Genomic DNA, 17427 nt, shown 5'->3' on the forward strand with positions numbered 1-17427 from the left:
TCTTGGAAATAATCTAAGATAAGAAAATTTATATAAAACATAACTTATATAATTAATATAATTTTATAATTTAAAAATAAAATAATAAATATTTTTTTTTTATTTTTTTTTAATTATAAAAATATTATAGTATATAATATAAAATAAATAAGATATTTTAAAAATTTTATAGGTATAAAAATGACAGATTGGATAGAAGCTAACGTTATAAAAATAAAAAAATGGAAATTTCCATTATTTAGTATAATAATTAATGCAAAAATACTACCATTTATACCAGGACAATTTACAAAAATAGCAATATTTGAGAATGAAAAAAAAATACAAAGAGCATATTCTTATGTAAATTCTCCTAAAAATAAAAATTTAGAATTTTATATAGCATATGTAAAAAATGGAATTATAACAAAAAAATTATATAATTTAAATCCTGGAAATAAAATAATGATAAGTAAAAAATCTTTCGGATTTTTTACATTAAAAGAAATACCAAAAACAAAAAATATATGGATGATATCTACAGGAACAGCTATAGGTCCATTTTTATCTATTTTACAAAATGGAGGAAAGGAAATAAAAAAATTTAATAGAATAATATTAATACATGCTGTTAGGTATAAAAATCAATTTAACTATAAAAAAATAATAAAAAAAATAAAATTAAAATATAATAATAATTTTTTATTTCAAAAAATAGTTAGTAGAGAAAAATTAGGAAAAAATTATTTGTTTGGAAGAATACCAGAATTATTTAATAATAATACTATAGAAAAAAAAATAAATATAAATATAAACAATAAAAATTCACATTTCATGATTTGTGGTAATCCTAACATGGTAAAAGATACTAGAAAAATATTAATTAAAAAATATAAACTTAAAAAAAATTTAAGAAAAAAACCTGGAAATATAACAACCGAAAATTATTGGTAAAATACATTTTTATAAAAAATAAAATTGATTAACAATTATATATTGTAAAAGGAATTACTTCAGAAATATTATTTTTTTTTAAATTTATCATTATAATTCTATCTATTCCAATAGCTATTCCTGAACATTTTGGTATACCTTTTGATAATGCATCTAAAAAAAAATCATCTAATTTTATTTTTTTTAATCCAATTTTTTCTCTAATACGATTTTCATTATTAAATCTATTTTCTTGTTCTATTCTATTTCTAAGTTCATTAAAACCATTCGCTATTTCTATACCTTTAAAAAAAACTTCAAATCTATTAGACAAATTATTATTTTTTTTATTTATAGATGATAAAAGCGCCTGATCAGCAGGAAAATGATAAATAAAAATTGGTTTTTCTTTTCCTAAATGTTTTTCTATTCCTATTAAAAACAATATTTCTAATAAATCTTTTTTACACAAAAATTTTAAATTTTTTATTAAATGAAAATGTTTTAAATATATTATTTTTTTTATTAAATCTTCTTTATTTGATTTAAATGGATCAATTTTTAAAAATTTAATAAAAATTTCTTTATAAGAAGACATTTCAGATTTTTTAAAATTAAATATTTTTTGAAAAAAAAAATCTATTTTTTTAATAAATTTAAACATATTACAATTTATAATATATAATTCAAGAATAGTAAATTCAGGATTATGATATTTTCCAAATTCTTCATCTCTAAAACTATGACATATTTGATATATAGATCCTATTTTTAAAGAAAGTAATCTTTTCATATGATATTCAGGACTAGATATCATCCATAAATCTATATTTTTATTAATATTATTATCATAATATTTAGTTTTAAAACATTTTATATTATGATCTGGAACTGAATGTCTAGATAAAATAGGAGTATCAACCTCAATAATATTTAGATCATTAAAGAATTTTCTAATTCTAAAAATAATTTTTGATCTATATATTAAATCTTTTTTATTTATAAAACTATTATATTTTTTTTTTATATTCATAAAAATATTAAACAATTTATAAGTTTACAAAACAAAATATTGTTTTGTAAACTTTTTTTTTAAAAATTAACAAATTATCTATATAAAAATTATAAAAAAATATTTATTTATTTAACAAAAAATAAATTTTTAATTATTGGATTACTAATTTTAGAAAAAACTACATTAGTTTTAATACCATATGAATGTATTTTATTTACATAAGGCATACCAACATTATTAAAATCATCAAAATTTCTTGATCTAGTAATACTACATATGTCTACTTCAAAACTATTTTCATTAATTCTATTTATTTTATAAGAAATTTTTGGATGATAAAAAGTACATTTTAATATATCTGGATTTTTAGCTATTAATCCAAAAAAAGCTTTTGATAAAACTCCTTCTTGAGAAAAACAAGACACTAATTTTCTATCTGATATATTAGGTAATAACTCTTTAAACTTTTTTAAAATTTCTTTAGGATCTTTATTTTCTGTTATAGATTTTCCATCAATAGACATTTCTACATTGCCTAATTCAGACATAAAAACTTTATGCAAATCTTCTTCATCACTTCTATTTAAATAATCAAAATGATCTCTTATATCTTTTCCAAATTTTACTAAAGGGAAAGATTCATTAGCATCATTTAACAATTTCCATTCATTTCCTTTATCGTCTACTTCTTCTATTCCTTTATTATTTTTAATTTCATCATTAACTTCTGAAACAAATTCACAACATCTATGATGCAAAGGAAACCCATTCATATGTACAACTTTTGAATCATGTTTATAAACTACTTTTTTTAAATTAGATCCTTTAATATTACTTGGTTTATCAATAGAAACAGGATCTATATCAGTATTTTCTAGAATATTTTCATATTCAATCAATTTACTACACTTATATGGTTTTTTTTTATTTAATTCATTAAAAACTTTTAAATTTTTGTTTCCTTTACTAATATCAAAATTTATATCTTTATTACTATATATATTAGTTGATTTTTTGGAATCTTCACAAAAAGAAGAATATGAAATTTTAGCAGAAATGTTAATCTTATTATTATAATTTTCTTTAAAAACACTTAAATTTGGTAAAATATTAGATATTAAATTATTATCTTTAATATCATTTTCTATATTGTTTATTTTAGAATCTTTGTATTTTAATAATTCAGACATGAATGAAACTACATTTTTTTTTTTATCATAAAGAATTCTAAATCTTGAAAATTCTTCACCTTTATTAATATATTTAACTGTTTGATATTTATTAATAAATAATAATGAATTTTTTTTATTATCTTTAACATTTTCTTCATTTTTTTTTAATATTTTTGAAGAATCTTCTTTGTTAATATTCAAATTATTTTTAGATATTTTTACAACTGTTTTTTTTTTATGATAAGAAAAGGGTTTTCTTTCAGGTACTAATGTAATTACTACACTATTTTCAGGATTTTCAAATGAATCAACTTTATAATCTTGAACCATGTTTTCTTCATTTTTTTTATTACTTATTTTAGAATTAACATTTATAACATGTTTTAAAGAAGTTGTTTCATTTATATTATAATTATATGACATAATATTATGCCTTAAATGCATATTCTATAATTTTTATTTAATTAAATTTTTTATATTTAGTCAAGTAATTTATTTAATCAAAAAAAAATATAATTTTTAAAATATTTTATAAATATATATAATAAACATTATAATATTATAAAAAAATTAAAAATAATATAAAAATTATATAATTTTTTATTATTAATTTTATAAAATTATAAAAAGTTATTTATATTTATTTTTCCATCATATACATGAGTAGTATTTCCTGATAATAAAATATTTTTAAATTTTTTTTCACAAAAAATGTTTAATTTACCTCCATTTAAATTAACTAAAACATTTTTATTTAAAAAATTATTTTTTATACCTATTATAACTGAAGCACATGCACCACTACCACATGATTTAGTTTCTCCAACACCTCTTTCATATGTTCTAACATTAATTTCTTTTTTAGAAACTATTTCTACAAAATTTACATTAACACCTAAAGGAAACAAAAAATGTTTTTCTAAAAATGAACCAATAACATCTACTTTTGCTAATAAAATATTATCTACAAAAATTACACAATGAGGATTTCCTAAAGATACTGTAAAATATTTTATTTTTTTTGAATTTATCAATATATAATGTCCATTTTCAGAATATTTTTTTAAAAAAGGAATTTTATAAGAATCAAAAATAGGTTCAGATAATTTTACTGAAACAATATCTTTATTTATATTTTTTAAAAAAAATATTTGATTTTTAGTCATTACATAAATATTTTTTTTTTTAGAAATGTTTTTTAAATTTATAAATCTACCAAAACATCTAACTCCATTAACACACTGAAAAACTTCTGTTCCATCAGAATTAAAAATTTTATAAAAAAAATCTATTTTTTTATTAAAACTTTTTTCTACCAAAATCAATTGATCAAAACCTATACCAAAATTTCTATCTGATAATTTTTTTACAATAGAACTAGTAAAAATAAATTTATTATTTATATTATTAAACAATACAAAGTCATTTCCTAATCCATGCATTTTTGAAAAATTCATTAACATAATAAAATTTTTTCTTATATAAAATATAATTAAAACAATTTTAAAAAAATGAAAATATTTAAATAAAAATTAAAAAATTTTTGATCGGCGAAAGAGGATTTGAACCTCTGACCTACTGGTCCCAAACCAGTTGCGCTACCAAGCTGCGCTATTCGCCGAATAATATATTATATAAAACAAAAAAATATGGGTGATTAATGGGATTCGAACCCATGACCACTGAAACCACAATCCAGGGCTCTACCAACTGAGCTATAATCACCAATTATATTAATTAAATATAAATACAATAAATAAAATTTTATTTTACAAAATAAAATTTTTCTAAAAAATTATATAGTTTAATATTTAAATTATTAAAAATATTTATATATTATATAAAATATATAATAATTATATTATATAAAAAAAATATTTCAATAAAATATTTTAAATATTTTTTAAATAAAACTAAAAATATTTTTAAAAAAATTTTTAAATTTTTATTTAAAAATATTAAAAAAAATATAAATTTTCTAAGATCTTTTCATCATTTCAAAAAAATCATTATTAGTTTTAGTCATAGATAATTTTGCAATTAAAAATTCCATTGCATCAATTTCACTCATAGGATGTATTATTTTTCTTAAAATCCACATTTTTTTTAATTCTTCTTTAGAAGTTAATAATTCTTCTTTTCTAGTTCCAGATCTATTATAATCTATTGCTGGAAATACTCTTTTTTCAGCAATTTTTCTAGACAAAGGTAATTCCATATTACCTGTACCTTTAAACTCTTCATATATAACCTCATCCATTTTAGATCCAGTATCTATTAATGCTGTAGCTATTATAGTTAAACTTCCTCCTTCTTCTACATTTCTAGCTGCTCCAAAAAATCTTTTAGGTCTATGTAAAGCATTAGCATCTACACCACCTGTTAATACTTTACCTGAAGCTGGTACAACAGTATTATAAGCTCTAGCTAATCTAGTTATAGAATCTAATAAAATTACAACATCCTTTTTATGTTCTACTAAACGTTTTGCTTTTTCGATAACCATTTCAGAAACTTGAACATGTCTAGAAGCAGGTTCATCAAAAGTAGAAGCCACAACTTCTCCATTAACTAATCTTTGCATTTCTGTAACTTCTTCAGGTCTTTCATCTATTAATAATACCATTAAAACACAATCTGTATAATTATGAGCTATACTTTGAGCAATATTTTGTAGTAACATTGTTTTTCCAGCCTTAGGAGGAGCTACAATCAATCCTCTTTGACCTCTTCCTATAGGAGATGATAAATCTAAAACTCTGGCAGTTATATCTTCTGTAGAACCGTTTCCTCTTTCCATTCTTAATCTAGAATTAGCATGTAAAGGAGTTAAATTTTCAAATAAAATTTTACTTCTAGAACTTTCAGGTTTATCATAATTAACTTCATTAACTTTCAATAAAGCAAAATATCTTTCTCCCTCTTTAGGAGGCCTTATTTTTCCAGATATAGTATCTCCAGTTCTTAAGTTAAATCTTCTTATTTGACTAGGAGATACATATATATCATCTGGACCTGCTAAATAAGAACTATCAGAAGATCTTAAAAATCCAAAACCATCTTGTAATATTTCCAATACTCCATTTCCGAATATATCTTCTCCTCCCTTTGAATGTTGTTTAAGTATTGAAAAAATAATATCTTGTTTTCTCATTCTTGCTAAATTTTCTAGCCCCATTTTTTCACCGAGAATAATTAGTTCAGAAACCGGGTTATTTTTTAGTTCGGTAAGATTCATTATTTTTATATTCTTAGTAAACTGGGATTCAAATCTTGTAACTATTATTAAAAAGATAATAATTTTTATTTAAATACAAAATAAAATTAATAAAATTATTTTTAATTATTTTTAAGATCTTATATAATATAAATTATATTATATTTTATATACATAAACCAGCGGTTTTAATAAATAAAACCGCTTTTTTAAATTTTAATGTTATATATATTTATTAAATAAACTTTTTAATTGACTTTTAGAAATAGAACCTATTTTAGTTTCTTTAATAATTCCATTATTAAATAAAATTAAAGTCGGTATACTTTTAATAAAATATTTCTTTGATATATAACTATTTTCTTCCACATTCACTTTTCCAATCTTTACTTTATTTACATATTCTTTTGATAGATCTTCCAAAATTGGCATTAAAATCCTGCAAGGACTGCACCATGCAGCCCAAAAATCTACTAATATTAAGCATTTTTTTTCTATAACATTTTTTTTAAAATTATTATCATTTAATTCAATTATTTTATTTGTTTTCATAAATGTTATCTATAAAAAAACATAAAAAATATTTTATCAAAATAGTTAAATTTATAAAACTACTAAATCCATTTTAAATCTTTTTTTGGTAATTCATTTATAAATCTACTAGGAATAGTAGAAATATTTTCACCAAATCTTTTTCTAACTTTAGAAAATGTTAAAGTCAACTGTTTTTTAGCTCTTGTTATACCAACATATATTAATCTTCTTTCTTCATCAATATCATTATTAATTATGCTAGTATAATGTGGTAATATACCCTCTTCCATTCCTATTATAAAAACAAATGGAAATTCTAGTCCTTTAGAAGCATGTAAAGTCATAAATTTTACAAATTGTTTTTCTTTAAAATTTTTTTTCTCATTTTCATCTTCTACTAAAAGTTTTTCTATTATTTCCTGAAAAATTAATTTATAATTTTCGTCTTTATTTTTACAAAAATTTTTTACCCATAATAAAAAAATATTTAAATTTTTTATACAAATATTTAATTTTTCTAAATTAGAATTTTTTTTTTTTATCCAACTAACGTAATTAGTATCTTTTACTATTTTATATAAAACTTTACTTGGATTAGATTTTGAAAAAATTAAAATTTTATTAAACCAAGAAACAAAATTTTTTAAATTATTAATACTATTTTTATTTAAAATCTTATATAATTTTTTACTTAAACAAGATTCAAATAAACTAATATTGTTATTTTTAGATAATAATTTTAATTTAGATAATGTGATTTTTCCTATTTTTCTATTAGGAGTATTAATAACTTGTAAAAAAGAAAAATCATTATTTGGATTTATTATTAATTTTAAATAATTTAACAAATTTTTTATTTCTAACATATTAAATAAAGAAGTATTAGAAAATATTTTATATGGTATAGATCTTGTTAAAAAAATTTTTTCTAGTATTTTTACTTGTTGATTATTTCTATATAAAATAGCAAAATCATTATATTTATAATTTTTTGAAATACAAAATTTAGTTATTTCATTAATTACTCTATTGCATTCATCAAATTCATTATTAGCAGATATTATATTTATAGAAGAACCATATTTAAGATTAGAAAATAATTTCTTAGAAAATAAATGAGAATTGTTAGAAATTAACATATTAGCAGCATTTAAAATTCTTCCTGAAGATCTATAATTATGTTCTAACTTTATTATTTTTAAGTTAGGATAATCATTATTTAATAAAAAAAAATTATTAGGATTAGCACCTCTCCAAGAATATATTGATTGATCATCATCTCCAACTAAAGTAAAATTTTTAGAATTATTTAATAATTTTATAAGTTTATATTGAACAATATTAGTATCTTGATATTCATCTACTAACAAATATTTTACTTTTTTTTTAAAAAAATTTCTTAAAAATATATTATTTTTTAATAATAATACAGGTAGAAAAACTAAATCATCAAAATCTAAAATATTAAAATTTCTTAAATATTTTTCATAAACTTCATAACAATTTGCAAAAACATAATCTAAAGAATTCTTAGCTATTTTTTTTGCTATTTTATAATCTATAAATTCATTTTTACACTTAGAAATAAAAAAAACTAATTTTTTTAATAATTTTGAATCTTTATTTAAAAAATTTTTAGTAATATCTTTTAAAATAATCTTTTGCTCATATCTATCAAATATAGAAAAATTTGATTTTATATATAAATTATTATCATCTAATTTTAAAATTTTTATACCTAAAGAATGAAATGTAGAAACATTTATAGAATTAGTTTTATTTTTTCCTAAAACATTTTTAATTCTTTCTTTCATTTCATTTGCTGCTTTATTAGTAAAAGTTAAAGCAAAAATATTTTTTGCTTGCACACCACAATTTTTTATTAAATAAATAATTTTATTAATTATTACTCTAGTTTTTCCAGATCCAGCTCCAGCTATTACTAAACAAGGATCTGAAATAAATTCTACAGCATATTTTTGAACATAATTTAATAACATAAAATTTTGACTTTATAAAATAATATATTTTTTAAAAAATATAAAAAAATATTATTTTTTGTTAAAAAAAATTATTTAAAAGATATACTTTTCATTTTTTTCATATATTTTCTTAATTTATTTCCTATTTTTTCTATATCATGATTTCTTATTAAATAATTTATTTTAGATAATTCTTTATTATCTATTGTAACATTTAAATCTTTTGAATTAAATAATTCATCATATTTTAAAGAATTAATAAATTTGTTTAAAATAGGTATAGCTTTTTCAGAAAAAATATAATTTCCATACTCAGCAGTATCAGAAATAACTAAATTCATTTCATAAAGTTTTTTTCTAGCTAATGTATTAGCTATAAGAGGTATTTCATGTAAAGACTCATAATATGCAGATTCTCTACAAATTCCTGAATCTAACATTATTTCATATGATAATTCTATTCCAGCTCTTAAAGCTGATATCATAAAAATACAATTTTCAAAATATTCTTCTTCAAAAATTTTTTTATTAGATTTTTTAGAATTTTCAAAATTATAATTTTTATTTATATTTCTGAAATATAACAATTTTTTATCATTATTTTTCCAATCATTTATCATATTTTTTGAAAAATTTCCAGAAATTATATTATCCATATGATATTCAAATAAAGGTCTTAATAAAATTTTTAAATTATTAGAAATTTTATAAGATTTTATTTTAGAAATATTTGACATCCTATCAAACATTAAAGTTATACCACCATGTTTCAAAGACTCAGTTATAATTTCCCATCCATTTTGGACTAAACTACATGCAAAATTTTTATCAAAACCTTCATTTATTAACTTATCATAATAAATTACAGAAACAGATTGTAACATACCACATAATATTGTTTGTTCACCCATTAAATCAGATTTAACTTCTGCTGAAAAAGAAGATTCTAAAACACCAGCTTTATGACTTCCTAATGCATAAGCCCAAGCTTTAGCAAAATCTATACCTATCTTTCTTAAATCATTTTTTTTATGAACAGATATTAAAGTAGGAACACCAAATCCTCTTTTATATTCTTCTCTCACTTCAGTTCCTGGACATTTTGGAGCAACCATTATAACTGTAATATCATCTCTTATTTTTTGTCCATATTCTATAATATTAAAACCATGAGAATATCCTAATATAGAATTATGTTTCATTAATTTTTCTATTTTGTTTATTACATTACAATGTTGTTTATCAGGAGTTAAATTTATTACTAAATCTGCTTTTGGAATTAAATCTTCATATGTTCCTATATAAAAATTATTTTTTTTAGCATTTAACCAAGAAAGATTTTTATTTTTTATTGAAGATTTTCTTAATGCATATGAAACATCTAAACCAGAATCTCTAAGATTTAATCCTTGATTTAATCCTTGAGAACCACAACCTATTATAACTATTTTTTTATTTATTAAAATATTTGATTTTTTATTAAATTCTTTTTTTTTAATTAATTTACAAGTACCTAATTCTTTTAATTTTTGTCTAAAATTTAAACCATTAAAATAATTTTTCATAAAATCTCCATAAAACTTTTTTCAAAAAATAAAATAATATTTTTATTTAAAATTATATGTTTTATAATAAAATTTTTATAATATTTTTTTTATATCTCTATAAGCACCTTTATCAGCACTAGTAGCAAAATAAGAATATATTTTTAAAGAAGAAGAAATTTTTCTATTTCTAAAAATTGGAGTATAAGACTTTTTTCCTCTAGAATTTTGAAATTTTTTTCTAATATTTATTTCTTCTTTAGAAACTTTTAATGAAATTTTTCTGTTAGGAATATTAATATATATTATATCATTGTTTTTAATCAACGCTATAATTCCATTACTAGCTGCTTCTGGTGATATATGACCTATAGATAAACCAGAAGTTCCTCCTGAAAATCTTCCATCTGTAATAAGAGCACAATACTTATCTAAACCAACAGATTTTAAATAAGAAGTTGGATACAACATTTCTTGCATACCGGGTCCACCTTTAGGACCTTCATATCTAATAACTATTACATCGCCTTTAATAATCTTATTATTTAATATTGCATAAACTGCATCTTCTTGACTTTCATAAACTTTAGCAGGACCTGAAAAAATTAAATTTTTTAAATTTACACCTGCAGTTTTAACTACACAACCATCTTTAGCTAAATTTCCATATAAAATAGCTATACCCCCATCATTACTATAAGAATTATTTATAGATCTAATACAACCTTTTTTTCTATCTTTATCCAGACTTTTCCATTTAAAAGATTGTGAAAATGGAACTATAGTTTTTTTTCCTTTAGGTCCAGATTTAAAAATATTATCTACATATTTATCATTAGATATCATTATATCATACTTTAATATCATTTCTTCTATAGTTAAACCAAGAAAATTTTCAGTAGATAAATCTAATAAATTTCCTCTATATAATTCTCCCAATAAACCTATAACACCTCCTGCTCTATGAAAATCTTCCACATAATAATCTTTAGAATTAGGAGATATTTTACAAATATAAGGAACTTTTTTAGATAAATAATCTATATCAGAAATATTAAAATTTATATTTCCTTCTTTTGACAAAGCTAATAAATGCAATATAGTATTAGTAGATCCACCCATAGCTATATCTAAACACATTGCATTATATAATGATCTTTTATTTATTAAATTTTTTGGTAATATTTTTGAATTTTTATTCTTATAAAATTCTTTAGTAATTCTTACTATATGTTTTCCAGCAGAATAAAACAATTTTTTTCTTTCTAAATGAGTAGCCAAAAGTGTTCCATTACCTGGAAATGCAATTCCTAATACTTCAGTTAAACAATTCATAGAATTAGCTGTAAACATACCAGAACAAGAACCGCAAGTAGGACATGCATTTTTTTCTACAATTTTAGAAATATTTTTTTCTTTAATATTATTTTTAGACCCTTGAACAATAGCATCTACCAAATCTATTTTTTTTTCTTTACCGTCTATTTTTATTCTTCCAGATTCCATTGGTCCTCCAGAAACAAATATTGTTGGTATGTTCAATCTCAAACATGCTATTAACATACCTGGAGTAATTTTATCACAATTAGAAATACAAACCATAGAATCTACACAATGTGCATTTATTACATATTCAATAGAATCAGCAATTATTTCTCTAGAAGGTAAAGAATATAACATTCCAGAATGACCCATAGCTATACCATCATCTATAGCAATAGTATTAAATTCTTTAGGAACACCTCCATAAAAACTTATTTTTTCAGAAACCAATTTACCTAAATCTCTTAAATGAATATGACCTGGAACAAATTCAGTGAAAGAATTTACTACAGCTATAATAGGTTTCTTAAAATCATTATCCTTCATACCTGTAGCTCTCCAAAGAGCTCTAGATCCAGAAGAATTTTTTCCTTGAGTTGTAGTATAAGATCTATATAACATATTTTAAAAACTCCAAAATATTTTTAAAAATATTAAAAATATTTAAAAAAATACTCTTTTATACATTTTATAAAATTTGATGAAATACTATGATTGTCATAAAAAAACTTATTAAAATCATAAATAATATAGTAAAAAAAACTTTTGCAGGGGAGGAGGGATTTGAACCCCCAACATCCGGTTTTGGAGACCGACACTCTACCTATTTGAGTTACACCCCTATATAAAATATTAAAAATTTTAAAAAATAAAAAAAATATTTTTTTTAAAAACACAAATTTTTTAATTCTTATTAAGAACTACATGATAATATAATACTATTAAAAGTAAATATAGTCTATATATTTTATAAAAATAGATTTTTTGAAAAAAAACAATATAAAAATTATTAACTAAAACAAAATTAAATTAAATGAAAAAAATTAAAACACCTATATATTTAGATTATGCAGCAACTACACCAGTAGACAAAAAAGTTGCAAAAATTATGTTAAAATATTTAACAAAAAATAATAATTTTGGAAATGCTGCATCTAGATCACATAAGTTTGGATGGATAGCAGAAGAAGCAGTAGATATAGCTAGAGAACAAATATCAAATTTAATAAATTCAGATCCGAAAGAAATAATATTTACATCTGGAGCTACTGAATCAATAAATTTAGCAATAAAAGGAATAATGCAATTTTATAAAAATAAAGGAAATCATATAATAACTAGCAAAACAGAACATAAAGCAGTTTTAGATACGTGTAGATATTTAGAAAACAAAAAATGCAAAGTTACATATATAAAACCTAAAAAAAACGGTATAATAAATATAAAAGACATATCAAAAAATATAAACAAAAATACACTTTTAGTATCAATAATGCATGTTAATAATGAAACAGGAATAATACAAGATATAGAAAAAATAAGTAAAATATGTAGAAAAAAAAAAATATTTTTTCATGTAGATGCTACTCAAAGTGTAGGAAAAATAAAAATAAATTTAAAAAAAACTAAAATAGATTTAATGTCTTTTTCATCTCATAAAATATATGGACCTAAAGGAATAGGAGCTTTATTTATTAGAAAAAAACCTAGAATAAGAATATCTCCTCAAATACATGGAGGAGGTCATGAAAGAGGTATGAGATCAGGAACTTTACCTGTTCATCAAATTGTTGGAATGGGGGAAGCATTTAGAATAGCTAAAAAAAAGATTAAATCAGAAAATATAATGTTAAAAAAATTAAGAAACATATTATGGAAAAAAATAAAAAATATAGAAGAAATATATTTAAACAGTGATTTAAAAAAAACTTCTCCTCATATATTAAATATAAGTTTTAATTATATAGAAGGAGAATCTATAATAATGGCATTAAAAGATTTAGCTATATCATCAGGATCTGCATGTACATCTGCAAGTTTAGAACCTTCATATGTATTAAAATCTATGGGAATAAAAACAGAACTAGCACATAGTTCTATAAGATTTTCTTTTGGAAGATTTACTAAAAAAAAAGAAATATATTATGCTGCAAATATAATACATAAATCAGTAAAAAAATTAAGAAAATTATCTCCTTTATGGGAAATGTTTAAAAAAGGAATAAATGTAGAAAAAATTAATTGGAAAACATAAAATTATAATAATTAATAAAATATTAGGAGAAATATAAACAAAATGTCTTATAGTAAAAAAGTTCTTGATCATTATGAAAATCCAAGAAATGTAGGTTCTTTCTCTACTAAAAAAAAAAATGTTGGAACTAGTTTGGTAGGAGCTCCAGCATGTGGAGATGTAATGAAACTTCAAATAAAAGTAAATAAAAAAGGAATTATAGAAGATGCATGCTTTAAAACATATGGATGTGGATCTGCTATTGCATCAAGTTCTTTAATGACCGAATGGATAAAAGGAAAAACTTTAAGTCAAGCTAAAAAAATAAAAAATACAAAAATAGTAAAAGAACTAAGTTTACCTCCAGTAAAAATACATTGTTCTATATTAGCAGAAGAAGCAATAAAAAATGCAATATCAGATTATAATAAAAAACAAAAAAAATAAATAAAACAAAATATATGTGCTGAAAATTTTTTCAGCACTATAAAATAAAATAAGAAAAAATATGAATTATTTTAAAATGTTTGATATAAAAGAAGAATTTAAAATTAATTATAATAAATTATCAAAAAATTTTCATAAACTTCAAAGAAAATTTCATCCAGACATGAACATAAAAATTTTTAATAATAAAAATATAAAAAATAAATCTGCAGAAATAAACATAGCATATAGAATATTAAAAAATCCTATAAAAAGAGTAGAATATATTATAAAAATAAATTGTAATAAAAAATTATATGAAAAAAATGTATGCAATAAAAAATTTTTATTATATTATTTTGAAATAAATAAAAAAATAGAAAAACTAGAAAAAAAAAATAAAAATAAAATAAAAATAAAAAAAATATTAGAAAAAATAAAAAAAAAACAAAAAAAATATTATAAAAAAATAGAAATATATATAAAAAAAAAAAAATGGGAAAAATCCAAAAATATTTTAATTAAAATTAAATTCTTAAATAAAATTTTAAAAAAAAAAATGTTATAATAAAAAATATAATATTTTAAATAATAAATTTAATATATAAAAATATAAGGAGTTTTTATGCCAAAAATTTTATTTTTACCAAATAAAATAATTTTACCTAATGGAGCTGAAATAATTGCAAAAACAGGAGAAACAATACTTGATGCTGCATTAAAAAATAATATACAAATTGAACATGCATGTGAAAAATCTTGCGCATGTACAACGTGTCATTGCATAATAAAAAAAGGTTTTTCTTCTCTTTCAAAATGCTCAGAAAAAGAAGAAGATACATTAGATAAAGCATGGAATGTAGAAGAAAAAAGTAGATTATCATGTCAAACAAAAATAGGTAAAAAAAATATTATAGTAGAAATACCATATTATTCTTCTAATTATATTAAATAAAATAATTTAATTAAATATATGGATTATTACCCTTTTTAAAAAAAATTTTTAAAGGAATACCTTTTAAATTTAAATGTTTAGTAAAAGAATTTACCAAATATTTTTTATATGAACATAATAAACCATCTACTCTATTTCCATGTATTAATATTCTAAAAGGTTTTTTAGAAATTAAATTAGCATATTTTAAACTTATTTTTTTTTTATTAAATAAAGGAGGTTTATGATTATCAATAATTTTTTTTAATATTCTTGTTAAAATAGAAGAAGAATAATTTTTTTTTAATAATATATTAATATTATTAATAGCATTAAATATAGAAAATAAATTTTGTTTTTTTTTGGCAGATATAAAAAAATAATCTACAAAAATAAATTTTTTAATAAAAACGTTAAAATTATTTTTAAACTTTATCTTATTTTTAAAAGATAATAAATCCCATTTATTTATAACTATAAAAAAACATTTTTCAAACAAAATAATATTATTTATTAAATAAAAATCTTGATTAGATATTTTTCTAGTAGAATCTAAAAATAACATTATAATATCACTACTTTTAATACAACTAATAGACTTTTTTACAGAAATTTTTTCAATATTAGAAAAAATGTTTTTAGATCTTCTAACTCCAGCAGTATCAACAAAAATATATCTATTTTTTTTATAATAAAAATAATTTTCAGTACTATCAGTAGTAGTTCCAGGATTACCATCTGTAATAACACGATCTTCATTAATTATTGAATTTATAAAAGTAGATTTTCCAACATTTGGTTTACCTAAAATAGATATTTTTATAGAATTATTATCACAATATTTTATTACATTTCTATTTTTCAATAAATAAAAATTTCCTATAAATTTATTATAATTAACAAAAAAATTTTTATTTATAAAAAAAGGAACTATATTATCATGCAATAAACTTTTAATTCCTGAATTTTTATGACAAGAAGTAAAAAAAATATCTTTAAATCCTAAAGAATAAAAATCTAAATCATAATTATATAAATTAAAATTCTCAGATTTATTAACTATTAAAAAAACTTTTTTATTAAATTTTCTTAAAATTTTAGAAATCTTTATATCTAAAAAAGTAATTCCATCATAAGCATTTATTACAAACAAAATAAGATTAGAACTATTTATATAAGAAAAAATATTTTTCTCTATTTTATTAGATAAATTAGAATTATTAACTTCCTTTATACTAGCTGTATCAGAAATAAAAAAACATTTATTATTAGAAGTACAAAAACAAGCAACATTAGAATCTACAGTAAAATTACTATAATTTGTAGAAATAGAAACATTTTCATTTATTAACATATTAAATAAAGAAGATTTTCCAACATTAGTTCTACCAATTAACGAAACATAATTTTTTAACATATAAAAATCTCAAAAAAAATAAAATAAAATATATTAAATCACAAAAATTAATAAAATTAAATTTTTTTTTATTATATATAAAAAATATATTAAAAAAAATATTAATCATTTAACTAATATATAATATATTAATTAAATATTGTCTTTTATTATTATATTAATCATTTAACTAATATATAATATATTAATTAAATATTGTCTTTTATTATTATATTAATCATTTAACTAATATATAATATATTAATTAAATATTGTCTTTTATTATTATATTAATCATTTAACTAATATATAATATATTAATTAAATATTGTCTTTTATTATTATATTAATCATTTAACTAATATATAATATATTAATTAAATATTGTCTTTTATTATTATATTAATCATTTAACTAATATATAATATATTAATTAAATATTGTCTTTTATTATTATATTAATCATTTAACTAATATATAATATATTAATTAAATATTGTCTTTTATTATTATATTAATCATTTAACTAATATATAATATATTAATTAAATATTGTCTTTTATTATTATATTAATCATTTAACTAATATTTTAGTAAATAATTTTTTAATTTCTTATTTCTTCTGTAGGAATTTTTTATACTTTAATTAAATATTTATTTAATTAAAATATTTATATTTAATTAATATATTAGTTATTTTTTATATTTCATTTTTTTTTAGTTAGGAATTTTTTTTAAT

The 17427-nt window shown here is 19.2% G+C and carries 14 protein-coding genes and 3 tRNA genes; 5 read left to right on the forward strand and 12 right to left on the reverse strand.

The features are described 5' to 3' along the window. Positions 1-180: 180 nt before the first annotated feature. Entirely contained in the window at positions 181-933 is a 753-nt protein-coding gene (locus RJK19_RS01995; protein ID WP_343184026.1) for a ferredoxin--NADP reductase, read from the forward strand. 28 nt (positions 934-961) lie between these two features. Here the strand turns inward: RJK19_RS01995 and epmA are convergent, their stop codons facing one another. The 11 genes from epmA to RJK19_RS02050 all read right to left on the reverse strand — a co-directional run bounded on the left by epmA (position 962) and on the right by RJK19_RS02050 (position 12541). Continuing rightward, entirely contained in the window at positions 962-1945 is a 984-nt protein-coding gene (gene epmA / locus RJK19_RS02000; protein ID WP_428994309.1) for an elongation factor P--(R)-beta-lysine ligase, read from the reverse strand. A 107-nt stretch (positions 1946-2052) separates the two neighbouring features. Next, on the reverse strand, positions 2053-3522 hold the full coding sequence (locus RJK19_RS02005) for a hypothetical protein (protein WP_343184027.1): 1470 nt from the start codon (positions 3520-3522) through the stop codon (positions 2053-2055). Between the two features lie 197 nt (positions 3523-3719). Beyond that, complete coding sequence (dapF, locus tag RJK19_RS02010; protein WP_343184028.1) at positions 3720-4562, reverse strand: diaminopimelate epimerase; 843 nt, start codon at positions 4560-4562, stop codon at positions 3720-3722. Positions 4563-4646: 84 nt separating this feature from the next. Then, positions 4647-4720 (reverse strand) — tRNA-Pro (locus tag RJK19_RS02015). A 31-nt stretch (positions 4721-4751) separates the two neighbouring features. Beyond that, positions 4752-4824: transfer RNA gene (locus RJK19_RS02020), tRNA-His, on the reverse strand. 253 nt (positions 4825-5077) lie between these two features. Beyond that, positions 5078-6337 carry a transcription termination factor Rho gene (rho, locus tag RJK19_RS02025; protein WP_343184029.1) on the reverse strand — a complete coding sequence of 420 codons (1260 nt, stop codon included), beginning with the start codon at positions 6335-6337 and terminating at the stop codon, positions 5078-5080. A 201-nt stretch (positions 6338-6538) separates the two neighbouring features. Next, complete coding sequence (gene trxA / locus RJK19_RS02030) at positions 6539-6868, reverse strand: thioredoxin (RefSeq protein WP_343184030.1); 330 nt, start codon at positions 6866-6868, stop codon at positions 6539-6541. A 62-nt stretch (positions 6869-6930) separates the two neighbouring features. Beyond that, the gene (locus tag RJK19_RS02035) at positions 6931-8850 is read right to left on the reverse strand and encodes a UvrD-helicase domain-containing protein (protein WP_343184031.1); all 1920 of its coding nucleotides are present in this window, start codon (positions 8848-8850) and stop codon (positions 6931-6933) included. Positions 8851-8921: 71 nt separating this feature from the next. Continuing rightward, the gene (ilvC, locus tag RJK19_RS02040; RefSeq protein WP_343184032.1) at positions 8922-10397 is read right to left on the reverse strand and encodes a ketol-acid reductoisomerase; all 1476 of its coding nucleotides are present in this window, start codon (positions 10395-10397) and stop codon (positions 8922-8924) included. 75 nt (positions 10398-10472) lie between these two features. Continuing rightward, positions 10473-12320: a dihydroxy-acid dehydratase gene (ilvD, locus tag RJK19_RS02045; RefSeq protein ID WP_343184033.1), complete on the reverse strand. Its 1848-nt coding sequence runs from the start codon at positions 12318-12320 to the stop codon at positions 10473-10475. A 147-nt stretch (positions 12321-12467) separates the two neighbouring features. After that, positions 12468-12541 (reverse strand) — tRNA-Trp (locus RJK19_RS02050). Positions 12542-12741: 200 nt separating this feature from the next. Here RJK19_RS02050 and RJK19_RS02055 point away from each other — a divergent pair. The 4 genes from RJK19_RS02055 to fdx all read left to right on the forward strand — a co-directional run bounded on the left by RJK19_RS02055 (position 12742) and on the right by fdx (position 15313). Then, positions 12742-13953 (forward strand): IscS subfamily cysteine desulfurase, encoded by a 1212-nt coding sequence (locus tag RJK19_RS02055; protein ID WP_343184218.1) that lies wholly within the window; start codon positions 12742-12744, stop codon positions 13951-13953. A gap of 42 nt (positions 13954-13995) precedes the next feature. Then, positions 13996-14379: a Fe-S cluster assembly scaffold IscU gene (gene iscU, locus RJK19_RS02060; protein ID WP_343184034.1), complete on the forward strand. Its 384-nt coding sequence runs from the start codon at positions 13996-13998 to the stop codon at positions 14377-14379. Between the two features lie 61 nt (positions 14380-14440). Continuing rightward, entirely contained in the window at positions 14441-14926 is a 486-nt protein-coding gene (hscB, locus tag RJK19_RS02065; protein ID WP_343184035.1) for a Fe-S protein assembly co-chaperone HscB, read from the forward strand. A gap of 57 nt (positions 14927-14983) precedes the next feature. Next, a complete protein-coding gene (gene fdx / locus RJK19_RS02070; protein ID WP_343184036.1) occupies positions 14984-15313 on the forward strand; it encodes an ISC system 2Fe-2S type ferredoxin in 330 nt (109 codons plus the stop codon). 10 nt (positions 15314-15323) lie between these two features. Here the strand turns inward: fdx and der are convergent, their stop codons facing one another. Continuing rightward, the gene (der, locus tag RJK19_RS02075; protein ID WP_343184037.1) at positions 15324-16709 is read right to left on the reverse strand and encodes a ribosome biogenesis GTPase Der; all 1386 of its coding nucleotides are present in this window, start codon (positions 16707-16709) and stop codon (positions 15324-15326) included. Between the last annotated feature and the right edge of the window lie 718 nt (positions 16710-17427).

Source organism: Buchnera aphidicola (Ceratovacuna keduensis), assembly GCF_039372665.1.
Lineage (GTDB): Bacteria > Pseudomonadota > Gammaproteobacteria > Enterobacterales > Enterobacteriaceae > Buchnera_G > Buchnera_G aphidicola_D.